The 24,716-nt window shown below is 64.2% G+C and carries 22 protein-coding genes; 7 read left to right on the top strand and 15 right to left on the bottom strand.

Annotated features, from left to right (window positions below; translation table 11 throughout):
- Positions 1-176: 176 nt before the first annotated feature.
- The 5 genes from CW305_RS20710 to CW305_RS20690 form a co-directional block, all read right to left on the bottom strand.
- Complete coding sequence (locus CW305_RS20710; RefSeq protein WP_041015111.1) at positions 177-1,514, bottom strand: DUF1329 domain-containing protein; 1,338 nt, start codon at positions 1,512-1,514, stop codon at positions 177-179.
- 223 nt (positions 1,515-1,737) lie between these two features.
- Positions 1,738-2,454, bottom strand: coding sequence for a tRNA (guanosine(46)-N7)-methyltransferase TrmB (gene trmB / locus CW305_RS20705; protein ID WP_044314788.1), 717 nt, complete (start codon positions 2,452-2,454; stop codon positions 1,738-1,740).
- Between the two features lie 65 nt (positions 2,455-2,519).
- On the bottom strand, positions 2,520-3,314 hold the full coding sequence (locus CW305_RS20700; RefSeq protein WP_014818734.1) for a thiazole synthase: 795 nt from the start codon (positions 3,312-3,314) through the stop codon (positions 2,520-2,522).
- A 74-nt stretch (positions 3,315-3,388) separates the two neighbouring features.
- On the bottom strand, positions 3,389-3,604 hold the full coding sequence (thiS, locus tag CW305_RS20695) for a sulfur carrier protein ThiS (RefSeq protein WP_256364880.1): 216 nt from the start codon (positions 3,602-3,604) through the stop codon (positions 3,389-3,391).
- A 73-nt stretch (positions 3,605-3,677) separates the two neighbouring features.
- Complete coding sequence (locus tag CW305_RS20690; RefSeq protein ID WP_104098838.1) at positions 3,678-4,052, bottom strand: DUF423 domain-containing protein; 375 nt, start codon at positions 4,050-4,052, stop codon at positions 3,678-3,680.
- A 68-nt stretch (positions 4,053-4,120) separates the two neighbouring features.
- Here CW305_RS20690 and mtgA point away from each other — a divergent pair, with 68 nt between their 5' ends.
- From mtgA to CW305_RS20675, 3 genes are all read left to right on the top strand, one after another.
- On the top strand, positions 4,121-4,849 hold the full coding sequence (mtgA, locus tag CW305_RS20685) for a monofunctional biosynthetic peptidoglycan transglycosylase (RefSeq protein WP_104098837.1): 729 nt from the start codon (positions 4,121-4,123) through the stop codon (positions 4,847-4,849).
- A 124-nt stretch (positions 4,850-4,973) separates the two neighbouring features.
- Positions 4,974-6,902 carry a phosphodiesterase DibA gene (dibA, locus tag CW305_RS20680; RefSeq protein WP_104098836.1) on the top strand — a complete coding sequence of 643 codons (1,929 nt, stop codon included), beginning with the start codon at positions 4,974-4,976 and terminating at the stop codon, positions 6,900-6,902.
- 178 nt (positions 6,903-7,080) lie between these two features.
- A complete protein-coding gene (locus tag CW305_RS20675) occupies positions 7,081-9,651 on the top strand; it encodes a hybrid sensor histidine kinase/response regulator (RefSeq protein WP_014818729.1) in 2,571 nt (856 codons plus the stop codon).
- Between the two features lie 84 nt (positions 9,652-9,735).
- On the opposite strand, the gene rpoH is transcribed toward CW305_RS20675, so the two are convergent.
- The 4 genes from rpoH to ftsY form a co-directional block, all read right to left on the bottom strand.
- Positions 9,736-10,590 carry an RNA polymerase sigma factor RpoH gene (gene rpoH, locus CW305_RS20670; protein WP_104098835.1) on the bottom strand — a complete coding sequence of 285 codons (855 nt, stop codon included), beginning with the start codon at positions 10,588-10,590 and terminating at the stop codon, positions 9,736-9,738.
- Positions 10,591-10,701: 111 nt separating this feature from the next.
- Entirely contained in the window at positions 10,702-11,721 is a 1,020-nt protein-coding gene (gene ftsX / locus CW305_RS20665) for a permease-like cell division protein FtsX (RefSeq protein ID WP_104098834.1), read from the bottom strand.
- Complete coding sequence (ftsE, locus tag CW305_RS20660) at positions 11,718-12,389, bottom strand: cell division ATP-binding protein FtsE (protein ID WP_003297174.1); 672 nt, start codon at positions 12,387-12,389, stop codon at positions 11,718-11,720. The genes ftsX and ftsE overlap by 4 nt, the downstream gene beginning before the upstream one ends.
- The gene (gene ftsY / locus CW305_RS20655) at positions 12,386-13,678 is read right to left on the bottom strand and encodes a signal recognition particle-docking protein FtsY (protein ID WP_104098833.1); all 1,293 of its coding nucleotides are present in this window, start codon (positions 13,676-13,678) and stop codon (positions 12,386-12,388) included. The genes ftsE and ftsY overlap by 4 nt, the downstream gene beginning before the upstream one ends.
- A gap of 229 nt (positions 13,679-13,907) precedes the next feature.
- Between ftsY and CW305_RS20650 the strand changes: the two genes are divergently transcribed.
- From CW305_RS20650 to rsmD, 3 genes are read left to right on the top strand one after another with little or no spacing between them, the layout of a single operon-like run.
- Complete coding sequence (locus CW305_RS20650) at positions 13,908-15,260, top strand: M16 family metallopeptidase (protein WP_104098832.1); 1,353 nt, start codon at positions 13,908-13,910, stop codon at positions 15,258-15,260.
- Complete coding sequence (locus tag CW305_RS20645; protein ID WP_104098831.1) at positions 15,253-16,785, top strand: M16 family metallopeptidase; 1,533 nt, start codon at positions 15,253-15,255, stop codon at positions 16,783-16,785. Before CW305_RS20650 ends, CW305_RS20645 begins: the two co-directional genes overlap by 8 nt.
- Complete coding sequence (gene rsmD, locus CW305_RS20640) at positions 16,785-17,387, top strand: 16S rRNA (guanine(966)-N(2))-methyltransferase RsmD (protein ID WP_104098830.1); 603 nt, start codon at positions 16,785-16,787, stop codon at positions 17,385-17,387. The genes CW305_RS20645 and rsmD overlap by 1 nt, the downstream gene beginning before the upstream one ends.
- Positions 17,388-17,398: 11 nt before the next feature.
- Here the strand turns inward: rsmD and CW305_RS20635 are convergent, their stop codons facing one another.
- A complete protein-coding gene (locus CW305_RS20635) occupies positions 17,399-17,803 on the bottom strand; it encodes a hypothetical protein (RefSeq protein ID WP_042927084.1) in 405 nt (134 codons plus the stop codon).
- 172 nt (positions 17,804-17,975) lie between these two features.
- On the opposite strand from CW305_RS20635, the gene CW305_RS20630 reads away from it, so the two are divergent.
- Complete coding sequence (locus tag CW305_RS20630) at positions 17,976-18,953, top strand: hydrolase (RefSeq protein ID WP_090520803.1); 978 nt, start codon at positions 17,976-17,978, stop codon at positions 18,951-18,953.
- Between the two features lie 2 nt (positions 18,954-18,955).
- Here the strand turns inward: CW305_RS20630 and pelG are convergent, their stop codons facing one another.
- Genes pelG through CW305_RS20605 form a run of 5 tightly spaced genes read right to left on the bottom strand, consistent with a single transcriptional unit; the run spans position 18,956 to position 24,703 of the window.
- A complete protein-coding gene (gene pelG, locus CW305_RS20625; protein ID WP_090520800.1) occupies positions 18,956-20,326 on the bottom strand; it encodes an exopolysaccharide Pel transporter PelG in 1,371 nt (456 codons plus the stop codon).
- A gap of 1 nt (position 20,327) precedes the next feature.
- Positions 20,328-21,839: a GT4 family glycosyltransferase PelF gene (gene pelF, locus CW305_RS20620; RefSeq protein ID WP_090521179.1), complete on the bottom strand. Its 1,512-nt coding sequence runs from the start codon at positions 21,837-21,839 to the stop codon at positions 20,328-20,330.
- A 5-nt stretch (positions 21,840-21,844) separates the two neighbouring features.
- Positions 21,845-22,834 carry a tetratricopeptide repeat protein gene (locus CW305_RS20615; protein WP_090520796.1) on the bottom strand — a complete coding sequence of 330 codons (990 nt, stop codon included), beginning with the start codon at positions 22,832-22,834 and terminating at the stop codon, positions 21,845-21,847.
- The gene (locus CW305_RS20610; RefSeq protein ID WP_104099120.1) at positions 22,812-24,185 is read right to left on the bottom strand and encodes a PelD GGDEF domain-containing protein; all 1,374 of its coding nucleotides are present in this window, start codon (positions 24,183-24,185) and stop codon (positions 22,812-22,814) included. Before CW305_RS20610 ends, CW305_RS20615 begins: the two co-directional genes overlap by 23 nt.
- The gene (locus CW305_RS20605) at positions 24,185-24,703 is read right to left on the bottom strand and encodes a penicillin-binding protein activator LpoB (RefSeq protein WP_104098829.1); all 519 of its coding nucleotides are present in this window, start codon (positions 24,701-24,703) and stop codon (positions 24,185-24,187) included. Before CW305_RS20605 ends, CW305_RS20610 begins: the two co-directional genes overlap by 1 nt.
- Positions 24,704-24,716 lie beyond the last annotated feature (13 nt).

The following is a 24,716-nucleotide window of genomic DNA, read 5'->3' as shown; positions in this document are numbered from 1 at the left end:
CATCCCACTGCCGCGCCAGCCCACTCTTGAGCGAAGTCACTACCCGTGCTCGGCCCCGCCGAACAGGAGCAACCTTGTAGCCTCACACCGCCGCAGCGACGCGCGACGGCAGTTCTGGTGGTACGAAAAAGGGCGCCAGCGGCGCCCTTTCGTGCATCTTCTGTTTCTGTCCTTCGTCAGTTGCCGCGACGCAGCGCCTGCGGCGAGAAATCACGCGGGCCGAGCTTGACGTTGAAGTCGTACATCGGCTCGTTGTTGTCCAGCCCATCGACGAAGTAGTTGCCGTCCTTGAGGTGGTAGAGCGTTTCCAGCGTGCTGTTGAACATCGGCACGTCGTAATAGCTGATCGGATGGCTTTCCTGCAGGCCGATCAGCTCGCCCTTCTCGTCGTACAGGTCGACGGCAAGGATCGCCCAGCTGTCCTCGTCGATATAGAACCGACGCTTGTCGTAGAGGTGACTGAAGCCCTTGCGCAAGGTCGCCTCGACCACCCACACGCGATGCAGCTCATAGCGCAGCAGTTCCGGGTTCAGGGTGCGTGCCTGGACGATACTGTCGTAGGGGAGGCCCTTCTGATGCACGGCATAGCTGTTGTAGGGCATCAGCATTTCACGCTTGCCGAGCAGCTCCCACTCGTAGCGATCCGGCGCGCCGTTGAACGAATCGACCACATCGGCCGTGGCCAAGCCGCTGGTGTCGGGCTGCAAGGAGTCATAAGCCAGTGACGGCAGACGGCGCACGCGGCGATCGTCCGGGCTGTAGCGCCACGCCTTGCGAGTGGTCAGCACCTGATCGAGCGGGTCCTGCACCACCAGTGCCGTACCGGACAGCTTGGCCGGCGCGGTGACACGGTACTTGTAGTACAGCACTGTGTTGTCCAGGTCCGCGTGAGTCATGCCTTCGCGGTTGTAGACGTAATAGATGTGCCGATCGCGCTTGATGTAATTGGCCCGGCCACCGATCACCACTGCCTGGTTATTGATCATGTGGCTCTGGTCACCCTTGTAATGCAGGATGTGATTCCAGATCACCTCGATGCCGCTCTGCGGGATAGGGAAGGGAATGCCGGCTGCCGCGCCCTGGATACCGTTGCCGTTGGCGATGAGCTCGGCGCTGACGGCGTTGTAGCGGGTGGCATCATAGATCCGCTGCGGCACCGAGGCGCTGCGGCGGGTCGGAAATACGCGCAGGTGGTAGTCGGGATAACGCTCCAGCAGCGCCTTCATACCGTCGGAAAGCTGGCCGCCGTACTCGTTGATATTGGTGTGATCGACGCGATAGAGCACTGAATCGGCCGCATACGGGTCGGGATGGTGCATCCCGGGCTCGTAGCCGGCGGGTGCTGCAACGCCCCCGGCCCAGGGCGGGATCGTCCCCGCGGGATTGCCGCCGCGCTCCGCTCCCAGCGGAGTCAGGTCCTGCCCCAGTCGCGCGGCCTGCGTGCTGTCTACCTTCGCCTGTGCCGGTAACGCGGTACAGGCTGCCAACAACAGAATTCCGATCTTTCCGTACATCGTCTACTCCCCCAATTGCGCACGATGCTGGGCACCGCGTGGCGAACCCGGCTATCGGCGTTGCATTGTTATATGGTGTGGGCAGGCATGCCGTCCTGGCAGCACTCTTCCCTGGCCGCTGCTGCGGCTCTCGATCTGGGTGTGGCAAGCGACCTGGCTGCCTGACGCCGCTGATAGGGCAGCCGGGACTAGGTCGCGGGCGTTTCGCTTTTACTGACCGCGCTCAGTCGATGCGCTGGAATTTCAGGTCCCAGACGCCATGACCGAGCCGTTCACCACGGCGCTCGAACTTGGTGATCGGTCGCTCCGCAGGCCGTGGCACGCAACGTCCATCCTCGGCCAGATTGCGATAGCCCGGGGCGACGTTCATCACCTCGAGCATATATTCGGCATAGGGCTCCCAGTCGGTGGCCATATGCAGTACGCCGCCGATCTTCAGCTTGCTGCGCACCAGCTCGGCGAAAGCCGGCTGCACGATACGTCGCTTGTGATGACGGCTCTTGTGCCAGGGGTCCGGAAAGAACAGCAATACGCGGTCCAGGCTGGCGTCGGCCACGCAATCGCGCAGTACCTCCAAGGCGTCGCAACTGTAGACCCTGACGTTGTTCAATTTCTGTGACACAAGTCCGCTCAGCAACGCGCCGACCCCAGGTTTATGCACTTCCACGCCAATGAAGTCCTGATCCGGCGCCGCAGCGGCCATTTCCAGGGTGGAATGGCCCATGCCGAAGCCGATCTCGAAGGTGCGCGGCGCGCTACGGCCGAACACCTCGTCGAAATCGCGCAGCCCGTTCTCGATCTCCAGGCCGAACTTCGGCCAGCCCTGCTCCAGGCCACGCTGCTGGCCTTCGGTCATGCGCCCGGCACGCATCACGAAACTCTTGATAGTACGGCGGTGCTCGGTTTGCTGCGCTTCGGCCGCGGGGTTCTGCTCTGTCATGGTCTACCTGCGAGAAATAAAAAAGCCGGCCCCCGACACAAGGTCGGGGCCGGCCACGAATCGTTTCAACGAATCAGCCCGTCCAGCGGCGACGAGGCGCTGGCGTAGAGCTTCTTCGGCATGCGGCCGGCGAGATAGGCCAGGCGGCCGGCCTCGATGGCGTACTTCATGGCCTCGGCCATCAGCACGGGATTCTGCGCATGGGCGATGGCGCTGTTCATCAGCACCGCTTCGCAGCCCAGCTCCATGGCGATAGTGGCGTCCGAAGCGGTTCCGACACCGGCATCCACCAGCACGGGCACGGTGGCTTCCTCGAGGATGATGCGCAGGTTGTACGGATTGCAGATACCCAGGCCGGTGCCGATCAGGCCGGCCAGCGGCATCACCGCGATGCAACCCATCTCGGCCAGCTGGCGAGCGATGATCGGGTCGTCGCTGGTATAGACCATGACGTCGAAGCCGTCCCGGATCAGTACTTCGGCGGCCTTGAGGGTCTCGATCACGTTGGGAAACAGCGTCTTCTGATCGGCCAGCACTTCCAGCTTGACCAGCTTGTGGCCGTCGAGGAGCTCACGGGCCAGGCGACAGGTACGCACTGCGTCCTCGGCAGTGAAACAGCCGGCGGTGTTCGGCAGGATGGTGTAGCGCTCGGGGCTGATCACATCGAGCAGATTCGGCTCGCCCGGATTCTGGCCAATATTGGTGCGGCGCACCGCTACGGTGACGATCTCGGCACCCGAGGCCTCAATGGCCGCACGCGTCTCCTCAAGGTCCTTGTACTTGCCGGTGCCGACCAGCAGGCGCGATTGATAGGTGCGACCGGCCAGGGTGAAGGGCTTGTCGTGCGGAACTGGGCGCATGGGAATTCCTCGTTCGGACGTGTTGCTGCGGGCTGGGCGCCGCAAGGCGGCGTACTTCGGATGAGCGCGACCGGCTAGCCGCCACCGATGGCGTGCACCACCTCGACGTGATCGCCTTCGCTGAGTTCGGTAGTCGCGTGCGCGCTGCGCGGCACGATGTCCCGATTGAGCTCGACGGCCAGACGGCGTCCGGTCAGGTCCAGACGCACCAGCAGGTCGGCCACCGACTCGCCGGCTGGCAGCTCATAGGGTTCGCCATTCAACTGGATCTGCATGCTGTTCGCCGCCATTGCGAAAAGGGGACGGCATTCTAGCCCGAATCACCCACGCCACCAACGCGAAGCCCGCGGCCGTTCGTCCCGCTCAGCCGCGTATGCGCCAGCCGGCCAATGCCAGGCAGAGCCAACCCACGAGAAAGGACGTCCCCCCGAGCGGCGTGATCATGCCCAGTTTGCCGATTCCACTGAGGGTGAGCAGATAGAGACTGCCGGAGAACAGCAAGATACCGACGACGAACAGGCCGCCTGCTACAGCCAGCAGGCGGCTGGGCCGATGCAGCGAAAGAAGCGCGACGCCGAGCAGCGCCAGCGCATGAAGCATCTGGTACTGCACGCCTGTCTGAAACACCGCGAGATAGGCAGCGCTCAACTGGCTCTTGAGGGCATGGGAAGCGAAGGCGCCGAGCGCAACGCCGGTCAAGCCGAACAGCGCGGCAAGGACGATATAAGCACGAATCATTGCCATTTCCGGTCGATGGCCTTAGCGGTCGCTATAATGCCCGCTCTTTTCGCCCACGACCAAGTGCCATGTTGCGAAACCTGCTGCTGCGCCTCTCCAAACTGCTGCTCTGGCTGATCGGCCTCTCGGCGCTGCTGGTACTGCTGTTTCGCTGGGTGCCACCGCCGTTCACCGCTTTGATGATCGAGCGCAAGATCGAGTCATGGCGCACAGGCGAAACTATCGACCTGACCCGCGGCTGGCGGCCTTGGAAAGTGCTGCCGGACGATCTGAAGATGGCGGTGATCGCCGCCGAGGATCAGAAGTTCGCCGACCACTGGGGCTTCGATGTCGCAGCAATCCGTGCGGCGCTCAGCCACAATGAGCGCGGTGGCTCATTACGCGGTGCCAGCACGCTGAGTCAGCAGGTGGCGAAGAATCTGTTTCTCTGGTCCGGCCGCAGCTGGCCGCGCAAAGGACTGGAGGCCTGGTTCACTGCGCTGATCGAGCTTTTATGGCCCAAGCAGCGCATCCTTGAGGTTTATCTCAATAGCGTCGAGTGGGGCGATGGCGTCTTCGGTGCGCAGGCGGCGGCCCAGCATCACTTCGGAACCGGTGCACCGTACCTGTCGACCCGCCAGGCCAGCCTCCTCGCCGCAGTGCTGCCCAACCCGCGAGAGTGGAGCGCTGGCAAACCGGGCAGCCACGTGAACAATCGCGCGGCCTGGATTCGGCAACAGATGCGCCAGCTGGGTGGCAGCCACTACCTGCAGCGGATCAAACCGGACCACCCGGACTGGTGGCCGGGCTGGCTCTGAACCAGCATGCAGAACAACCGGCGCAGCAGGATGCAGCACCTCCGGTGCGAGATGACGTGCCTCCCGCTCAGCCAGTGCGATGGGGTTTGACTATGCAGTATCTGGATCGGACCCGAGAGCAACCATGAACACCTACCTCGTCCGGCTGAGTCTGGGCTACTTCTGCCTGGCCATGCTGTGGATTCTCCTCGGCGACACACTAGTCGGCTACCTCGCTGCAGGCGATAGCCAAACCTGGCAAACGGGCAAGGGAGCGCTGTTCGTGGGGCTTACCACCGTGCTGATATTCCTGCTCGGCCGCCAGCACTTTCGCCGCTTCGACGAACAGCAGCGCGCACAGCACGTCCAGGAAACCAGCCTGAAGCAGGCCGCCGCAGTCTTCGACAGCACTCAGGAAGGCGTGCTGGTCACTGATCCAAGCCAACACATCGTGCACGTCAATCCGGCGTTCAGCCGCATCACCGGATACAGCACCGAGGAAGTCCTTGGACAGACCCCTAGACTCTTCGCGTCTGGCAAGCACGACGCAGCCTTCTACAACCAGATGTGGCTGGCGCTGAAAGAGCATGGCGAGTGGAGCGGCGAGATCTGGAACCGACGCAAGAATGGCGAGGTGTACCCGCAATGGCAGAACCTGCGCTGCATCCATGACAACCAGGGCCAGCTCAGCCATTATGTGGCGGTGTTCTCCGATCTCTCGGCGCTCAAGCGCTCGCGCGAAGAGCTCGACCAGCTCGCTCATTACGACCCGTTGCTCAAGCTGCCGAATCGGCTGCTGTTCACCGAACGCGCCAAGCAGGATCTCGAGCGCGCCAGGGCCAACAGACGCAGCGGTGCATTACTTCTGATCGACCTCGATCACTTCAAGGACATCAATGAAAGCCTTGGCCACAGCCTGGGCGACGCGCTGTTGCAGGCTGTCAGCACGCGACTGGGCGAGTACCTGGAAGAAGGCATGACGCTTGGCCGACTCGGCGGTGACGAGTTCGCCCTGCTCTGTGAAGGCTACGGCGCGGAGAAGGCCACCTCGCTGGCGTTGCGCATTCTCGACCGACTGAACGAACCCTTCCATATTGCCGGACAGGAGCTGTTCAGCAGCGCCAGCATCGGCATCGTGCTGTACCCCTATCCGACCGACGTGCAGAACGTCGAACAGCTGATGCGCAACGCCGACTCGGCGCTGTTCAAGGCCAAGAACAGCGGCCGCTCAACCTATGCGTTTTATTCCGAGGAACTGACCAGCCAGGCCCGCCAGCGCGTCGAACTGGTCACCGCATTGCGCCAGGCCCTCGAGCAAGGACAGCTGCGCCTGCACTTTCAGCCGATCTACGACCTGCGCGAGGGCACGATCACCGGTTTCGAGGCACTGGTACGCTGGCTACACCCGGAGAAAGGCCTGATCGCACCGGGCATCTTCATTCCGGTCGCCGAGGAAACCGGGCTGATCAGCGCGATCGATCACTGGGTGCTGGAGCAGGCCTGCAATCAGGCTCGAGAGTGGCTTGGCCAGGGTCGCCCGCTGGGCTTCATCGCGGTGAACATCTCCAGCCGCCTGTTCGGCAACGGCGAGCTCGACCTGCAGGTCGCCACCATTCTGGCCCGCTGCGGGCTAGAGGCGCACCATCTGGAACTGGAGATCACCGAAAGCGCGGTGATGCAGGACCCGGACGCCGCTCTGGAGCTACTGCAGCGCCTGCGCGCACTCGGCGTTCAGCTGGCGATCGACGATTTCGGCACCGGCTACTCGTCACTCCAGCGACTCAAGCGCATGAACGTGCACAAACTGAAGATCGACCAGGGCTTCGTCCGCGGCCTGCCCGACGACCGCGAGGACGCCGCTATCACCCGCTCGGTCATCGGCCTGGCACACAATCTGGGCCTCAAAGTCGTGGCGGAAGGCATCGAGACTGCAGACCAGGCGGCGTTTCTGCTGGCGCAGAATTGCGACTATGGCCAAGGCTACGGCTTTGCACGACCGCAGCCTGCCAGCGACATCGATTGGCGCGCGGCCGAACTCCGCTACGGGCAGAGTTGCCGCTCGTCCGGAGCCTGATCAGGCGCATATATCAATAGGCCATTACGGCAGGTAAGCTGACAGAACGGTCAACCTCGCCGTCATGGAAAGCCGGGCAACCGGCTTTGCGGCATACTGGCTCGAGTGCCGCAGACTGGCACCGATTCCAGGCCTCCGGCGTCCAATCGGTCAACCACCGCGTACCGCAACGAAGATGATGAGCGATCCAGCGATACACCACAATCAGCCTCACGGCCTGCGACAGCTGTTCAGCTGGAGAAACGGCGTTGCCTGGGGAATGCTGGCGTTCACCCTGCTGGTCCAACTGGTGGTCTGGCAGAGTCTGCGCACCAACGAGGCTAGCGCGGCCCAGCAGCAGTTCCAGCTGCTCGGCGAGAAGGTCACCGAAGCAATCCGCAAGCGGCTACGGGACCACGAGCAGATCCTGCTCGGCGGCGCCGGCCTGTTCGATGCCATGGAGAATGTCAGCCGCGAGCAGTGGCGCACGTACGTCGAGCGCTTGCTGTTGCCAGACCGTTATCCCGGCATCCAGGGCGTCGGTTTCAGCCAGGCGATCCCGCATGCCGAGCGCGATGCGCACGTCGCACGCATTCGTGCACAGGGCTACCCGGATTACGACATTCATCCGCCCGGTCAGCGGGAACTCTACACCTCGATCATTTTTCTCGAGCCATTCCTCAGCCGCAACCTGGCCGCTTTCGGCTACGACATGTATTCCGAGCCGACTCGCCGGCGCGCCATGCAACGCGCGGCTCAGTTGGGCGAAACGAGTATTACCGGCAAGGTAACGCTTCTGCAGGAAACCCACGGCAAGGTGCAGGCCGGAGTGCTGCTCTATGTCCCGGTGTATCGACCGAGCGCGCCGCTGACGACGCCGGAGCAGCGCATGCAGGCGCTGCGCGGCTTCGTCTATAGCCCTTATCGCGTCGAAGATCTGATGCGCGGCATTCTGCGAGCGGCCGATCTGCCGCTGGCGCTGCATATCTACGCCAGTCCCGGTGAAGAGCCGGAACACCTGCTGTACGCATCGAGCGAAGCCCCCGAGCCCGGCAGTGCCCGCTTCAGCCAGTTGCAGCAGCTCGAGCTGTACGGCCAGACCTGGACGCTGCGCATGGATAGCCGGCCCGAGTTCGACGAGCGTTTTCATTCCAACGAGGCACTGGTGTTCGGCCTGGGGCTCGGTCTGAGCCTGCTGGTTTTTTTCCTGACCTCGTCATTGGCGTTGCGCCATAGCCGTGCCCAGGCGCTGGCGAACGAGATGACGCGGCACATACGTCAGAGCAAACACGATCTGCGCTTGAGCGAGGAGCGTCTGTCGCTGGCCCTGAAAGGCAGCAACGATGGGCTGTGGGATCTCGATCTGGAAGCCGGCAGCATGTTCGCCTCGCCCCGCGCCTGGGAAATGCTCGGTTATCGTCCCAACGAGCTGACCTGCGACCTCAAACTGTGGGAGCGGTTGACGGTTGCCGAAGACCTAGCGCAGCAGAAAGCCCGGCTGGCGCAAACCATGCTGTCCAATGTCGATCATTTCACTACCGAACTGCGCCTGCAGCACAAGCACGGCCACGTCGTACCCGTGTTGCTGCGTGGCTACATCCAGCGCGATCCACAAGGCATGGCCCAGCGCATCAGCGGCACGCTGATGGACCTCACCGAACGCAAGCGCGTCGAGCAGATGAAGAACGACTTCGTTTCCACCGTCAGCCACGAGCTGCGCACGCCACTGACCTCCATCAGCGGTGCGCTCGGACTGATCGTCGGCGGCGCGCTCGGGGCAGCGCCTCCAGCCATGCAGCAGATGCTCGAGATCGCCTACCGCAACAGCCTGCGCCTGGGTCATCTGATCAACGACCTGCTGGACATGGAAAAGATTGCCGCCGGCAAGATGTCGTTCGAACTGCGCGAACATTCGCTTGGCGACCTGCTCGAGGAATCGCTGGCGAGCAACCAGGCCCTCTGCGAGCAGCATGGCGTGCGCTGTACGCTCGAGCATCCGACCGATGTGCTGGTCTGGGTGGACGGCCTGCGCCTGCAGCAGGTGCTTGGCAACTTCCTCTCAAACGCCGTCAAGTTCACCCCCGAGGGCGGAGAGATTCGCCTGCACAGCTCCCTGCGTGGGACCAAGGTTCGTATCAGCGTTACCGACCAGGGCCCCGGCATTCCCGAGGCGTTCCGCTCCCGCGTGTTCGAGAAGTTCGCCCAGGCCGATGCCTCCGACAGCCGGCAGAAGTCCGGTACCGGACTCGGACTTGCGATCACCAAGGAGCTGATCGAACGCATGGGCGGTACGGTCGGCTTCGACTGCGTACCCGGCCAGGGCACCACCTTCTGGTGCGAGCTGCCGATCCAGATACCGCCAGCCGAATCGGACTGCCGCGACGGCCAGCCGCGAATCCTGGTCGTCGAAGACGAGCCTGACACCGGCCGTCTGCTGCATATGATGCTGCGCGAGGGCGGCTACGGCGTGGAGCGCGTGCAAAGCCTGCATCAGGCCCGTGAAAAGCTCGCTGCCAGCCATTACGAGGCCATGACACTGGACCTGCACCTGCCCGACGGCAGCGGCATGCAGCTTATCGACGAATTGCGCGATCAACCGGCGATGCAGGATCTGCCCATCGTCGTTATCTCCGCCGCGCACCAGTTCGAGCAGGCACAGTTCCCCGCAGGGATCGTCTGGCTGCACAAGCCGATCACCAACGCCCAGCTGCTGGTCGCGGTTGAACAGGCGCGAGACAACATCCGCCAGGCCAGAAGCAAGCCTCGATAGCCGGGCGGCACCCCGAGCGAACGGCAGGCAAAAAAAATCGCGGGAGCCAATGGCATCCCGCGATTCGTTTTCAGCTGACGAGCATCAGGCCTGAATCGAGCCCTTCAACTTGTTCATCGCATTCTTCTCCAGCTGACGAATGCGCTCGGCCGATACGTTGTACTTGGCAGCCAGGTCGTGCAGGGTCGCCTTGTCTTCGTTCAGCCAGCGTTGCTGGAGAATGTCCCGGCTGCGCTCGTCGAGCCCCTCGAGCGCCGTATGCAGGCTGGAAGTGGAACTGTCGCTCCAGTCGGCATCTTCCAGCTGGCGGGCCGGATCGTAGCGATGATCTTCCAGATAGTGCGCAGGCGACTGGTAGGCGCTGTCGTCGTCGGCATCGGCGGCCGGGTCGAAGGCCATGTCATGGCCGGTGAGGCGGCTTTCCATTTCGCGCACTTCGTGCGGCTCGACGCCCAGGCTATTGGCCACGGCGGTGACTTCTTCGTTGTTCAGCCAGGCCAGACGCTTTTTCTGGCTGCGCAGGTTGAAGAACAGTTTGCGCTGCGCCTTGGTCGTCGCGACCTTGACGATGCGCCAGTTACGCAGGATGAATTCGTGAATTTCGGCGCGAATCCAATGTACGGCGAAGGACACCAGCCGCACACCCATTTCCGGATTGAAACGCTTGACCGCCTTCATCAGGCCGACGTTGCCTTCCTGGATCAGGTCGGCCTGGGCCAGACCATAGCCGGAATAGCTGCGGGCGATGTGAACGACGAAACGCAGGTGCGCCAGCACCATCTGCCGAGCCGCTTCGAGATCCTGATGATAGAAGAGGCGCCCGGCCAGCTCGCGCTCCTGCTCGACGGTGAGCAGCGGGAGGCTGTTCACGGTCTGCACGTAGGCCTCGAGATTCGCTCCCGGGACTAGCGCTTGAACAGGTTGCAGAGTAGTTGTCATGCAGTACCTCCAATGACGAAGCTGCAGCAGTTTAGCATTGCCGCATGAGACTGCAAGCCTGTGGAAAAGTTCCCTGACACAACTGCCAAGTGATTGTTTTCAAATGAAATTTTATCGAGGAGCCAGCTCGCTCAGATGCCTTGCGACAGCCAGCCAGGCACCGATGTAGCCGAGCAGCACCGCACCGATCACCAGCGATAACGCATCACCGGCCGGAACGCCTCCCAGGCCGAAATCGCTGCCGTAGAGGCCCGCCAGATTCACCACGGCCTCGTTCAGCCAGCCCAGTCCATAGGCCAGCAGCAGCCAGGCGATCAGGCCAGCGCCCAGACCGTAGATGGCACCCATGTAGAGGAACGGACGGCGGACGTAACCATCGGTGCCGCCCACCAGCTTGACCACCTCGATCTCGGTGCGGCGGTTCTCGATGTGCAGGCGGATGGTGTTGCCAATCACCAGCAGCAACGTCGCCACCAGCAACAATGTCAGGCCGAAGACGAAGCGGTCGCCAAGCTTGAGAATAGCGGTCAGCCGCTCGACCCAGAGCAGATCCAGCTGAGCCAACTGCACGCCGGGCAGTTCGGCCAGCTGCTGACGCAGTGCTTCGAGCTTGTCCTTGTCCACCTCTTCGGGTGTCACGATGACCACGCCGGGCAGCGGATTGTCCGGCAGCTCCTTGAGCGCTTCGCCAAGCCCGGACAGCTGCTGGAACTCGTCCAGCGCCTGCTCGCGGCTGACCCAGTCCGCCGCTGCCACGTCGGGCATGGCGGCAACCTCGTCTCGCAGGCGCTCGCCAGCGTCGCCATCCACCTCAATCTGCATGAACAGCGATATCTGCGCGGCACGCTGCCACGAGCCACCGAGCCGTTCGACGTTGTCCAGCAGCAGCGCCAGGCCCATGGGCAGGCTCAACGCCACGGCCATCACCAGGCAGGTGAAGAAGCTGCCGATCGGCTGCTTGATCAGACGCCCGACGCTGTCGACCAAACTGGCGCGATGACTTTCCAGCCAGGCGTGGAACAGCGTCTTGAAGTCCGGCTCGTCGCCGCGCGGCTGCTCCGGCTTCTTCACCGAACCGCCGACGCGCTCGGCCGTGCTCGGGTTGGTCTTGGGATTGCGTTCGCTGCTCATCGGCTGGCCTCCCCGTCGCCGATCAGGCGACCACGTTGCAGGGTCAGCATGCGATGACGCATCCGCGCGATCAGCGCCAGATCGTGGCTGGCGATGAGCACGGTGGTACCCAGGCGATTGATGTCTTCGAACACGCCCATGATCTCCGCAGCGAGTCGCGGGTCGAGGTTGCCGGTCGGTTCATCGGCGAGCAGCAGGGCCGGCCGGTGCACCACGGCGCGAGCGATGCCGACACGCTGCTGCTGACCGGTGGACAGGTCCGCCGGATACTGCAGCGCCTTGTCCTTGAGGCTGACGCGCTCCAGCGCGGTCATCACCCGCTGGCCAATCTCGCGCTTGTTGAGCCCGAGAATCTGCAACGGCAGGGCGACGTTGTCGAACACCGTGCGATCGAACAGCAACTGGTGATTCTGGAACACCACGCCGATCTGCCGGCGCAGGAAAGGAATCTGCGCATTGGTGATGCGCGACAGGTCCTGCCCGGCCAGCAGCAGCTTGCCGCTGGTGGGACGCTCCATTGCCAGCAACAGGCGCAGCAGCGTGCTCTTGCCGGCGCCGGAATGGCCAGTGACGAAGAGGAATTCGCCACGCCGCACCTGAAAGGAAAGCTCGTGCAACCCGATGTGGCCGTTGGGGTAGCGTTTGCCGACCTGTTCGAAACGAATCATGCGCCGTCCCGCTGGGCAAAAAGCGCCTTGACGAACGCATCGGCCTCGAACGTGCGCAGGTCGTCGATCCCTTCGCCGACGCCGATGTAGCGGATCGGCGTGCCGAACTGCTTGGCCAGGGCGAAGATCACACCGCCCTTGGCGGTGCCGTCGAGTTTGGTCAGCACCAGACCGGTCAGCTCGACCGCCTGATTGAACTGTTTGGTCTGGTTGATGGCGTTCTGGCCGGTGCCGGCGTCGAGCACGAGCAGGACCTCGTGGGGAGCCGACTCGTCGAGCTTGCCCATCACCCGGCGGACCTTCTTCAGCTCCTCCATCAGGTTGTCCTTGGTGTGCAGCCGACCAGCGGTGTCAGCGATCAGCACATCGATGCCCCGCGCCTTGGCCGCCTGCACCGCATCGAAGATCACCGAGGCGGAGTCGGCACCGGTGTGCTGTGCGATCACCGGAATGCTGTTGCGCTCGCCCCACACCTGCAATTGCTCCACCGCCGCGGCGCGGAAGGTGTCGCCAGCGGCGAGCATGACCTTCTTGCCTTCGAGCTGCAGCTTCTTCGCCAGCTTGCCGATGGTGGTGGTCTTGCCGACACCATTCACCCCGACCACGAGGATCACATACGGGCGCTTGCCACTGTCGACCACGAGCGGCTGCTCGACCGGCTTGAGCAACCCAGAGAGTTCTTCCTGCAGCGCGGTATAGAGCGCGCCACTGTCGGCCAGCTCCTTGCGCGACACGCGGCGCGTGAGGTTCTGCATGATCGCCGTCGTCGCCTCGACACCGACGTCGGCGGTAAGCAGGCGGGTTTCCAGTTCGTCGAGCAGGTCATCGTCGATGGCCTTCTTGCCGAGGAACAGGCTGGCCATGCCTTCACCGATGCTCGAGCTGGTCTTGGACAGGCCTTGCTTGAGGCGGGCGAAGAAGCCGAGCTTCGCCGGTGCTTCGGCGGGCGCTGCCGCGGCGACCGGCACCGGCGCTATTTCTGGCTCTGGCTCTGGCTCTGGCTCTGGCTCTGGCTCTGGCTCTGGCTCTGGCTCTGGCTCTGGCTCTGGCTCTGGCTCTGGGAGTATTTCGGCTTCGACGGGCGGTTCGGGCAATAGCCCGGAGGTGGTGATTGCCGGTTGCTCGCTCTCTGCCTCAGGCTGCTCGGCGTGCGGCAGGCTGTCTTCCTGCGGTTCGGCGGCAGGCTGCTCGGCCACCGGCTGCTGCGGTTTCTTGCGCAGCCAGCCGAACAGGCCTTTCTTTTCGCCGGGCTCGGCCGGTGTCTTCTTGTCGTCGTTGGAACCAAACATGGAGAAGGTATTCTCAAGGATGCGATACGCCGGCAGCCACGCTGCCGGCCAAACGGGCTCTATCCTAGCACCTCGCAAAGCGGGTGCGCTAAGCACGGGTTCCGGCATCAGGGCCGGTTCGGCTGCGGATATCCCGGCTTTGCCTGATTCGCACGCGCCAGTACCATGGCTGCCGTGTTGCCGCCCTGCCAGTCTGCCGTGGCGGACACCAACTGGACGAGTCCCGACTATGCCTCTGATGTTACGCCGCGCCGCCGCCCTGCTGCTCGGAGCGCTCTATCTGCCCCTGCTGGCAGCAGCAGACAGCCAGCCCACCCACGAGTTCTTCCTCGACAACGGCCTGAAAGTGATCGTGCGCGAGGATCATCGTGCGCCGGTAGTGGTATCCCAGCTCTGGTACAAGGTTGGCTCCAGCTACGAGACGGCTGGCCAGACCGGCCTCTCCCACGCGCTGGAACACATGATGTTCAAGGGCAGCCGCAAGCTCGATGCCGGCGAAGCCTCGCGCATCCTGCGTGAGCTGGGCGCCGAGGAGAACGCCTTCACCAGCGACGACTACACCGCCTATTACCAGGTCCTGGCACGTGACCGCCTGGCCGTTGCGTTCGAGCTCGAAGCCGATCGCCTGGCCAGTCTCAAGCTGCCGCCAGACGAGTTCGCCCGCGAGATCGAAGTGATCAAGGAAGAGCGCCGCCTGCGCACCGATGACAAGCCGAGCTCGCTGGCCTACGAGCGCTTCAAGACCATCGTCTACCCCGCCAGCGGCTATCGCAACCCGACCATCGGCTGGATGGCCGACCTCAACCGCATGCAGGCCGACGAGCTGCGCGCCTGGTACGAGCAGTGGTACGCGCCGAACAACGCTACCCTGGTGGTGGTCGGCGACGTGACCGCCGATGAGGTCCGCGGACTGGCCGAGCGCTTCTTCGGCGACATCGAGAAACGCGAAGTGCCAGCAGCCAAGCGGCCACTGGAACTGGCCGAGCCGGGCGAGCGGCGCCTCAAGCTGCACGTGAAGACCCAGCTGCCGACGCTGCTCATGGCCTTCAACGCACCGAGCCTGGCGACCGAGGAGAACGCCCGCCAGGTGCATGCGCTGCGGTTGATTTCCGCCCTGCTCGACGGCGGCTACAGCGCGCGCCTGCCGGAGCGGCTGGAGCGCGGTGAAGAACTGGTGACCAGCGCTTCGGCCTGGTACGACGCCTATGCCCGCGGCGACAGCCTGTTCGTCCTAAGCGCCGCGCCGAACATGCAGAAGGGCCGCACGCTGGAAGAAGTCGAAGCCGGCCTGTGGCAGGAACTCGATGCGCTCAAGCAGGCACCCCCCTCGGCGGATGAACTCGAGCGCGTGCGTGCGCAGGTCATCGCCGGCCTGGTCTACGAGCGCGATTCCATCACCCAGCAGGCCACCACCATCGGCAAGCTGGAAACCGTCGGCCTGTCCTGGCGCCTGATGGACGAGGAGCTGAGCGCGCTGGAAGCGGTCACGCCCGAGGACATCCAGCAGGCCGCCAGCACCTATTTCACCCGCTCCCGCCTGAGCGTCGCCCATGTTCTGCCCGAGGAAGCCCGTGATGAGTGATTGCAAAGCGCTGCGCAACGGCCTGTTCGGCCTGCTGCTGGCAGCCGGTTTCGGCCTGGCGGGCTGCGATGAAGGCTCCACCGCCCTGCCACAACCCGGCGAGCCGGCGAAGCAGGACGTCGCCCGCGAGGCGACCCAGCCTGCCGTGCCGACCGCAACGCCGGAAAAACCTCGTCTGGAATCGCTCGCCGAGCTGGGCGATCAACCCCTGGCCCGGCGCAAGCTGGACATCCAGAGCTGGCAGACCGCCGAAGGCGCCAAGGTACTGTTCGTCGAAGCCCGCGAGCTGCCGATGTTCGACCTGCGCCTGACCTTCTCCGCCGGCAGCAGCCAGGACGGCGACGTACCCGGCCTGGCACTGCTGACCAACGCCATGCTCAACGAGGGTGTCGAGGGCAAGGACGTCGGCGCCATCGCCCGTGGCTTCGAAGGCCTGGGCGCGGACTTCGGCAACGGTTCCTACCGCGACATGGCAGTGGTCAGCCTGCGCAGTCTCAGTGCGCCGGACAAGCGCGAGCCGGCCCTGGCGCTGTTCAATCAGGTCATCGGCCAGCCGAGCTTTCCGGAGGACTCGCTGCAACGTATCAAGAATCAGCTGCTGGCCGGCTTCGAATTCCAGAAGCAGAACCCCGGCAAGCTCGCCAGCCTCGAGCTGTTCGAGCAGCTCTATGGCGATCACCCCTACGCCCACCCCAGCGAAGGCACCCCCGAGTCGGTGCCGGCAATCAGCGTCGAGCAGCTGCGCGACTTCCACGCCCGCGCCTATGCGGCAGGCAATGCCGTGATCGCGCTGGTCGGCGACCTCTCCCGCGAAGAGGCCGAAGCCCTGGCCGCAGGCGTCTCGGCCGCCCTGCCCGAAGGCCCGGCGCTGCCAGCGACGCCGACACCCGAGGCTCCGGTTGCCGGCAAGCACCACATCGACTTCCCCTCCAACCAGAGCCACCTGATGCTGGCCCAACTCGGCATCCCTCGTGGCCATCCGGACTATGCGGCGCTCTATCTGGGCAACCAGATCCTCGGCGGCGGCGGTTTCGGCACGCGGCTGATGGAAGAAGTGCGCGAAAAGCGCGGCCTGACCTACGGCATCTATTCCGGCTTCAGCCCGATGCGTGCCGAAGGGCCGTTCATGATCAGCATGCAGACCCGCGCCGAACTCACCGATGGCGCACTGGATCTGGTGCAGCAGCTGGTCCGCGACTATCTCGCCGAAGGGCCGACCGAGGCCGAGCTGGAGCGCAGCAAGCGCGAGATCGCCGGCAGTTTCCCGCTGTCTACCGCAAGCAATGCCGACATCGTCGGTCAGCTGGGCAGCATCGGCTTCTACGACCTGGCGCTGACCTACCTGGAGGATTTCATGGGCGAGGTGCAGGCGCTGACAGTCGAACAGGTCAAGACGGCGATGAACAAGCATCTGCAGCAAGACGCCTTCGTCATCGTCACCGCCGGCCCCAGCGTCGAGCAGCAACCGCTGCCACCGCCCACCGATAAACCAGTCGAACAGCCCAGCGGCGTTCCGGAGCACTGATGGCCAATCCACCCATTCGCCCCAGCGCCCACGGCGGCCAGGGCCAGTTGCGCATCATCGGCGGCGAGTGGCGCTCGCGCCGCTTCAGCTTCCCCGATGCCGAAGGCCTGCGCCCCACGCCGGACCGGGTGCGCGAAACCCTGTTCAACTGGCTGGCACCCTACCTATCCGGCGCGCGGGTGCTCGATCCGTTCACCGGCAGCGGCGCGATCTATCTGGAAGCCCTGTCGCGCGGCGCCAGCATGGCCCTGGCGCTGGACGTGAACGCCAACGCCATCGCCAGCCTGCGCAAGCATCTGGACACGCTGAACTGCGGCCACGGCCAGCTACTGCAGAGCGATGCCCTGCGCTATCTGGAAACCCAGACGCCGACCGCCTTCGACCTGGTATTCCTCGACCCGCCGTTCAACAAGAATCTGTTGCAACCGGCCTGCGAGCTGCTGGAGACAAAGGGTTGGCTGGCCGAGCACGCCTGGGTCTACACCGAAAGCGAGGCACTGCCGTCCAGCCTCGGCCTGCCGGGGAACTGGCGACTGCATCGGGAGAAGCAGGCTGGCAAGGTGCACTACGCGCTGTGGGAGCGCAGCGCACCCGCCGCTTGAAGTCGGCGACTTCAGTAGAAGTCGACGGTCTGACCGTTGCGATCGAAGGCCAGGAAGCGGCCGACGTTGCCGGTCTCGATTGCGCTGACCATCATCTTCAGTGGCTGCTCGGCCTCGTCGGCGTTCGGCGTGATGCCCGCCTGGCCGGGCAGCGCCGCGGCGAACAGCAGATCCCAGGCCACGCCGGTGCGCTCGGACTCTTCACGCAGCGCGGCGAAGTCGCTCAGTTCCTCGGGCAGCTTGTCGACGCAGAGCACCGGTTTCAGCGAGCCGCCGGCGTTTTCCTCGAAGCGCTGGCGCTCGGCCTCGGTGGCATCCTCGGGCAGTTCGGCGCTAACGAAGACGAACAGCAGGCGCTGGGGTTCGCGCTCCTGGCGCGCGGCAGCCAGCAGTTGATCGAAGGGGGTAAGCGTCATGGGCAGGGTTCCGGATAAGACTATCGCGTCACTCTCCCCCCCTTAGGCGGCGCTGACCATATCCCCAAAGACATAAGTCGCCAGGCGGCCAGCATCATTCAACGCCTGCATCGTGCTTTTCTTCCCGCCGCCGAGGCTCTAACGTCGGAGCAAACGAGGAACCCGAGCAACCGTGTCCGAATCCTTCCAACCCGCCTGGTGGCTTCCCGGGCCGCACCTGCAGACCCTGTGGAACGCATTCTTTCGCAAGGCGCCGCGCCTCGAACGCCGGCGTGAGCGACTGTGGCTGGCCGATGGCGATTTCATCGACCTGGACTGGCACGGCCCGCATGAAGCAACAGCGCCGCTGGTCCTTGTGCTACACGGGCTGACCGGCTCGTCGAATTCGCTTTACGTGCTCGGTCTGCAGCAACAACTGAGCGCGCAGGGCTGGGCGAGCGTCGCGATCAACTGGCGCGGCTGCTCGGGCGAACCGAACCTGTTGCCGCGCGCCTATCATTCCGGCGCCAGCGATGATCTCGCCGAAGTGATCGGGCATCTGCAGGCCTGCCGGCCCATGGCGCCGCTGCATGCGGTCGGCTACTCGCTGGGCGGCAACGTACTGCTCAAGTACATGGGCGAAATGGCAGCCAGTTGCCCGCTGCGCAAGGCGGTTGCGGTGTCCGTGCCGTTCCGCCTGGACCAATGTGCCGATCGCATCGGCCTCGGCTTCTCCCGCGTCTACCAGGCGCATTTCATGAAGGCGATGGTCGCCTACGTGAGGGACAAACAGCAGCGCTTCCAGCGCGAGGGGCTGCTCGACCACCTTGGTGCCCTGCAGAGCCTCGGACCACTGCACGGCATGCGTACCTTCTGGGATTTCGACGGCCGCTTCACCGCGCCGCTGCACGGCTACAGCGACGCCCAGGACTATTACCGCCGTGCCTCCAGCCGCTACTACCTGCCGACGATCACGACGCCAACCCTGCTGATCCAGGCCGAGGATGATCCCTTCGTGTTCCGCCACAGCGTGCCGGAACCGGCCGAGCTGTCCGCCACCACCGCCCTCGAGCTGCACGCCAACGGTGGCCACGTCGGCTTTGTCGAAGGCACGCCGCGTAGGCCGCGCTACTACCTGGAGCGGCGTATTCCGCAATGGTTGGGCGCCTAGTTTCAGCGGCCCAGCATGAAGGTTTCGTATTCCAGATCCTCGAGACTGCTGGACAGGCGAACCAGCCCCAGCAGAACACACGCCAGCACCGACAGCGTAAAACCATAGCCGAAGAAGCTCGGGCCCATGTGCTGGCTGATCACCGTCAACATCGCATTGAGCAGCACGAAGATCAGGCACAGCTCCAGCACGATCCGGCGCTTGTCCAAGTAGAAAAAGACGTTGAGCAGCGCCATGAACACGACCTGAATGCTCACGCCGATCAGGTCGACGTAGAACAGCGGCAGGTAATAGGCCGAAATCCCCAACCAGGCGAGCAGGTCGGGTGCAACGAGAAACAGCAGCACGACGGTCAGGCCCTGGACCTTGCAGATTTCCAGCAACCCCTGACGCACCGCCAGGATCATCTGCTGCTTGAGCTGGCCGATGTGCTGCAGCGTCTCGCCCCCGCGAATGGCCGAGAAGAGCCGCTCATACCACTCCGCGAAGTCCGTCTCGATGCGCACGAGGAACACCGCCATGCCTGGGATGATCGCTAGGTAGGCCAGAAATATCGGCAGGTCGTAGAGCATCGAAGCACGCAACGGCCCGATCACCTGACTCGACGTGCTGGGGTTGAACCAGAACAGGATCTTGTCGATCCAGATTCCCAGGTTGTAGCACAGCCCTGTGACCAGCAGGCTCAGGAAAACCTGCCGGCGCTCGAGGAAATCGAACGCCACCAGCCGCCGGGCCGGGTACTCCCGAAGGATGTCGAACAGGAACATGAAGAACAGGCTCGCATGCCCGATCAGCAGGCCGAGGAGCAGCCCTTCGAGCTTCATGAACCGCAGCAGATAGGCGCACAGCACCATCAGCGAATAGCCGATGACCATGATCAGCAGGATGCGGTTGTAGGCCTTCATGCCCGACAGGAAGATGATGGTCAGCCACAGGTTGCACAGCACGACGAAGTTGGCCAGCATCAGCAGCCGGTATCCGAACGGTTGATCGAACACCAGGCTCAGCAAGGCGAATCCCAGCACACCCGAAGCCACCGTGACCATCAGCAGGATGCCCACCAGATTCGGCAGGATGCAGTCCTGTCGCTTCTCGAACAGCCGATCCGAAATGAACCGGGTGAAGAACAGCTGAGCGCCACCGGTAAGGATCAGCGAAGCGGCCATCAGGTAGGTCACGCTGACCAGGAACTGGCGCACCAGCAGCTCCGGCACGACCACTCCAAGACTCATCACCCCGATCAGCATCACGCTGATGATCGACAGCACCCACGGGCCCGAACTGATCAAGCCGGCATAGACATAGGCGCGGAGCGTAGCCGTATAGGAATCGCGCGACAGGATTTTGCGCAGCTCGAAACCGATACCGGCCATGTCAGCGCCTCCCCGTGGCGTTGCGATAGAGATTGCGATAACGATCGAGCATCAGGGCCTCGGTGTAATAGCGATTCACCCGTTCGAGTCCCACCGCCTGGGCCGCCCGCCAGCGCTCGGGGTTGCCGAGCAGGCCGATGATCGCCCTGGCCGTCGCCTGGGGGTCGGCAATGGCGACCACCTCCCCGGCGCAACCCAGCGGTGGCGACTCGTCCGCCGCCCCGTCGATCAACTCTCGGCAGGAACCGACATCGCTGCTGACCACAGGCGTTCCCGCTGCCCAAGCTTCGAGAATCACCAAGGGCTGGGCCTCGCTGATCGAGGTCAGCACCATGAGGCCTAGGTTGGGCAACAGGTCGTGGATCTGCCGGAACCCGAGGAACTTCACCTTGCCTTCCAATCCGAGGCTGGCGACCAGACTTCGGCATTCGGCCGCATAGGCGCGATCCTCTTCCTCGGGCCCGACCACCCAACCCTCGGCCTCCGGTATGGCACTGACCACGCCACGCATCGCCCGGATGAAGGTCTTCACGTCCTTGATCGGGACCACGCGGCCGACGAGCCCGACCACTGGCGCAATCCCCGCTGGGCGGCGCTGCAGCGCATCGGCCCAGACCGACATGGCGATGCCGTTCGGGATCACGCGGGTACGCGAGGGTTGCGCGCCATCAGCGATCTGGCGCTGCCGGTTGCCTGCGTACAGCGAGATGATCGGGTCTGCCGCGCGGTAGGTCAGCAGGCCGATGCGCTCGAAAAAGCGGATCCACAGGTTGCGGATATAGCTGAACTCGGTGTCCAAGCCGGTACGCAAGGCCTCGTCCGGGCCTTCGGATATCCAACTGGCCTGGGCCAGGTCGATCTTGCGTTCCTTGGTGTAGATGCCGTGTTCGCTAAGCATGTACGCACACTGCCAGCGACGCTGCAGCACGGCCCCCAGCAACCCCGCGTATCCGGTCGAGATCGAGTGCAGGGCCCGCGCCCTGGGTAGCCGGGCCGCAACCTGCGAAAGCATGACGATCGGCGCATGCATGGTGCGCAGTGTCCAGAAGTAATTGACGAACGAGGGGTCGCTGCAATGCCGGGTGTAACCCTCGGTGATCGCCTCCCAGCTCGATCGGCTGCGCAGCACGTCCTCAAGACACAGCCGACCAGAAGCCAGCGTGTCGAGCAGGCCTTCGCCGAGCGCTTCGTCCTGGATGCCCGGGTCGTGGAGATAGCGATGCATCTGCCGCATGGTCTCTCCCGCGCCTTCGTGCCCGACCCGGCCGAGCGCCTCGACCGGACGCCAGGCGCTTTCCAGGAAGTGCTCTTCAATGTGCACGACGTTGGCCGGAATCCTGTACTGCCGCTCCCCGTAAGCCTCTCGCTGCCCGCCGATGAATACCACCGAGAAGGTGAAGTCCGGCAGCCCCAGGATCAGTTGGTTCACCCAACTGGACACGCCACCCCGCACATAGGGCCAGGTGCCCTCGAGCAGCAGGCAGATATCGGCGATAGGCGTTTCGGATCGCATGAGGGTCACAACCAGTACTTCGCAAGGGCAGCGAAAGGCGGACGCTGCAGGGTTTCGGACGGGAGCGCGGCCAACTGCTGGCGAACCTCGGCATAACGTCTCTGAAGAAAGGCGATTTCCGCACGGAAAGGAGCCAGTGTCGGCACTCCGACGCCGGCCGCTTCTGCGTGAGAGAAGTGGTCCGCCGCGGTTTCGAGCCGCCCCTGCTCCAGGGCGATCCGCCCCGCCAGGACATGCGCATAGGGATTGCCCGGGATGTCCAGCGTGCGCTGCGCATGCTCGCGCGCCTGCTCCAGGACATGGTCCAGGACGCTTCCCTGGGCCAGCCCAAGATAGGCCAGCTCCCAATACCAGCGCGCCAGGGCATCGTGCAATGCCGTACGGTGGGCGCCCTCCGCCACCGCAAGCTGTCGCAGAGCCGTCTCGATCCGCAGGTTGATCTCACTTTCCTGTTTGTCGAGCATCGAATAGGCCAGAAGCCGGACATCATCAGCCGAATCACGCAACGCCAGCTTGAGGATGGGGATGGCTTCGCGGGACGGCATGCGACGCGTAGCGAACAGCGCGGCCATCCGTTTGTCCGTATCTGGAGCATGACGCAGCACGTCCTGCAGGCCGCCGTCGTTGAACATTAGTTCCTTGCCGCGCTCCTGCGGTCGGAAAGGCAACTCCGGAAGCCCCATCGAGTCCCAGCTCTTCTCCTGCCGACGCCGGGGCAGGTACAGCGCCGGAAAGAGCGCAGCCGCCACCCCAACCGCGCCCAACACCGGAACGAAGAACGCCAGACAGAAGATGAATAACGGGCTCCACGGCAGCGGCAGTTTGTAGCGACGAGGCAGGAGCAGCCAGATTCCGGCCGCCAGCAAGGCGCTGCTCGCGGCATGCGCCCCCAGATACAGCGATGTCGCCTGCGCAACGCTCAAACGCTCGTGGAACGCCGCCCAGCTGCTCAGCTCGAACAGCAGCGCGCCACTAAACAGCCACTTGCTGATCATTCAAGCCACACTCGCTGTAGAGGAAATGACGCAAGGCTTCCTGCCCGTATTCCGCGCCGATGTCGTGCGCCAGCACCCGAACCTGCAGGCTGTCCAGCGTCTGCCCCTGGCCAAACCGCTCGCCCAGCAGCGTATTGAGGCGTAACAGATAGCCCTGAGCGCCTTCGGCGGAGGTCAAGGGCAGCAGCACCAGCACGCAGGTGTCGCCGTCCTGGTCGGTCAGCCTGAGCTGCAGATCCAACCCGCGACGGCTGTCCTCGATCAGGCGCAACAGCCTGTCGCTGTTGGCCGACGCCTTCACCTGCAGTGCGAACAGGCTGGCATCGAGCCCGTGAAGCCGTGCATCGCTGGCCGAGCGCTTGAGGTTCTGGCTGAAGTGCTGGCTGTCCATGTCCTGCAGATGGAGCAGCTCCGGATCGCTCAGGATCAGGTCCGCGATGTGCCCGGCCAGGATGGCGAGCAGGCCGAACACCCGGTCGTTGAACGAGAAGAAGGGCATCTGCTCGATGGCAAGCACTGCCAGGAAGCATCCTTCGGTGTCGCTCAGCGGGACGCACAGCTGGTAACGCGAATGTTGCCGATGCTCGCCTCGCTCGATCAGGTGCTCGCGGATGCTGACAAGCTCGCCGCGCTGCAGGCACATACGCATGAGCAAGTCGTCGTGGTCGAGCGGGGCGACATCGCCCATGGCACTCAGCGCGCCGGGCAGCGCAACACCGTCGCGCACCCGATAGAGCGCCGCGGCGCGGAAGGTGCCGTACTGGGCCAGCAGACCCAGGACCGGTTCCGCCAGGGCCCGCAGCGCATCGTCGCCACGAGGCAGGTCGCGCAGCTGGTTGCGCAAGCCAAGCAGCGAGCTGCGCAGGCTCTGATCGTTGCCCGCGACCCGCTGCTCCAGACGGTCATGAGAGATGCGAAGGATGTAATGAGCCCGGGTGAACTCGTCGAGCCGCAACTGGCGGTAGTCGTTGGCCAGGTCGAGCCGTTCCAGGCGCCGCTCCCAGATGTCGCGAAACTCCCCTACCAGCATGCCGCTGACGAGCACACCAACGATGAAGGACGCCGGCATCTGCGGGTACAGCCCGTCGCCGTAGCGGTGATAGGCGATAAGCGCGAGGATCAGCAGCACCGCGCTGACCATGCCCCGCATGAAGCCGTAGCGCATGCCGAGCAACAGGGGCGCCATCAGCGGCCAGGGAAACGAAGCCTGCACCATGAGCGGGTCTTCGGGGGACAACCAGTAACCCAGGCCGATCGCCAGGCCGGTGATCACCCAGGTTTCCAGCCACGACACAGCCGCGCCGGCGCGCGGCGCCAGCGTGAAGTCCTTGTGTGCCGATCCGACGGACATCATTCGAGCCGCAACGCGCCGGCCAGCTCGCGCAACACCTTCTGCCCAGTACCGGCGATGCTCTCGCGTGACCAGCCGGCACGTGCACCGCTCTTGCTCCAGACGACCCGCCCCGTCGCCGACTCGATCACCTGCAGGCTGATACCGACCGCAGGCTCGCCGTCCAGACCGCTTTTGTACTGCCACTCCTCGACGCTGCCGCTGATGACATAGTCGAGCCGCTCCGATGCTGCCCAGGCCAGCGCATCGGCCAGTCGACTGCGGTCGTCGAGCATGGGCAGGTCCGACCGAGGTGCGACCGGGTAATGCCGCGGCTGCAGGCCCTGCTCGGCCAGCACGCTAAGCAGGATCTGCTCGACCCGCTCGCCCGCCTGCGGGGCTTGCGAAAAATTGACGACCGGAACCAGCCCCCACGCGGCCTCACGCGGCAGGGTCGCCGTATCGTGATCGGTGAAGGTGCTGCAGCCGGTCGCCAACATGGCCACGGCGAGCACGGCCAGATAACGGATGAATGACATGGATGGATCTCCC

The organism is Stutzerimonas kunmingensis (assembly GCF_002929225.1).
In the GTDB taxonomy this organism is placed as follows: domain Bacteria; phylum Pseudomonadota; class Gammaproteobacteria; order Pseudomonadales; family Pseudomonadaceae; genus Stutzerimonas.
This window is presented reverse-complemented; position numbering and strand designations above follow the sequence as displayed.

Excerpts from the sequence above, each read along its gene's own strand:
- trmB (WP_044314788.1), bottom strand. The coding sequence starts at position 2,454 with ATGACAGAGCAGAACCCCGCGGCCGAAGCGCAGCAAACCGAGCACCGC.
- CW305_RS20675 (WP_014818729.1), top strand. The coding sequence starts at position 7,081 with ATGAGCGATCCAGCGATACACCACAATCAGCCTCACGGCCTGCGACAG.
- CW305_RS20690 (WP_104098838.1), bottom strand. The coding sequence starts at position 4,052 with ATGATTCGTGCTTATATCGTCCTTGCCGCGCTGTTCGGCTTGACCGGC.
- CW305_RS20605 (WP_104098829.1), bottom strand. The coding sequence starts at position 24,703 with ATGTCATTCATCCGTTATCTGGCCGTGCTCGCCGTGGCCATGTTGGCG.
- ftsE (WP_003297174.1), bottom strand. The coding sequence starts at position 12,389 with ATGATTCGTTTCGAACAGGTCGGCAAACGCTACCCCAACGGCCACATC.
- CW305_RS20700 (WP_014818734.1), bottom strand. The coding sequence starts at position 3,314 with ATGCGCCCAGTTCCGCACGACAAGCCCTTCACCCTGGCCGGTCGCACC.
- thiS (WP_256364880.1), bottom strand. The coding sequence starts at position 3,604 with ATGGCGGCGAACAGCATGCAGATCCAGTTGAATGGCGAACCCTATGAG.
- dibA (WP_104098836.1), top strand. The coding sequence starts at position 4,974 with ATGAACACCTACCTCGTCCGGCTGAGTCTGGGCTACTTCTGCCTGGCC.
- pelF (WP_090521179.1), bottom strand. The coding sequence starts at position 21,839 with ATGCGATCCGAAACGCCTATCGCCGATATCTGCCTGCTGCTCGAGGGC.
- ftsY (WP_104098833.1), bottom strand. The coding sequence starts at position 13,678 with ATGTTTGGTTCCAACGACGACAAGAAGACACCGGCCGAGCCCGGCGAA.
- CW305_RS20645 (WP_104098831.1), top strand. The coding sequence starts at position 15,253 with ATGAGTGATTGCAAAGCGCTGCGCAACGGCCTGTTCGGCCTGCTGCTG.
- CW305_RS20650 (WP_104098832.1), top strand. The coding sequence starts at position 13,908 with ATGCCTCTGATGTTACGCCGCGCCGCCGCCCTGCTGCTCGGAGCGCTC.
- CW305_RS20610 (WP_104099120.1), bottom strand. The coding sequence starts at position 24,185 with ATGTCCGTCGGATCGGCACACAAGGACTTCACGCTGGCGCCGCGCGCC.
- rsmD (WP_104098830.1), top strand. The coding sequence starts at position 16,785 with ATGGCCAATCCACCCATTCGCCCCAGCGCCCACGGCGGCCAGGGCCAG.
- CW305_RS20635 (WP_042927084.1), bottom strand. The coding sequence starts at position 17,803 with ATGACGCTTACCCCCTTCGATCAACTGCTGGCTGCCGCGCGCCAGGAG.
- rpoH (WP_104098835.1), bottom strand. The coding sequence starts at position 10,590 with ATGACAACTACTCTGCAACCTGTTCAAGCGCTAGTCCCGGGAGCGAAT.
- ftsX (WP_104098834.1), bottom strand. The coding sequence starts at position 11,721 with ATGAGCAGCGAACGCAATCCCAAGACCAACCCGAGCACGGCCGAGCGC.
- CW305_RS20710 (WP_041015111.1), bottom strand. The coding sequence starts at position 1,514 with ATGTACGGAAAGATCGGAATTCTGTTGTTGGCAGCCTGTACCGCGTTA.
- pelG (WP_090520800.1), bottom strand. The coding sequence starts at position 20,326 with ATGGCCGGTATCGGTTTCGAGCTGCGCAAAATCCTGTCGCGCGATTCC.
- mtgA (WP_104098837.1), top strand. The coding sequence starts at position 4,121 with ATGTTGCGAAACCTGCTGCTGCGCCTCTCCAAACTGCTGCTCTGGCTG.
- CW305_RS20615 (WP_090520796.1), bottom strand. The coding sequence starts at position 22,834 with ATGATCAGCAAGTGGCTGTTTAGTGGCGCGCTGCTGTTCGAGCTGAGC.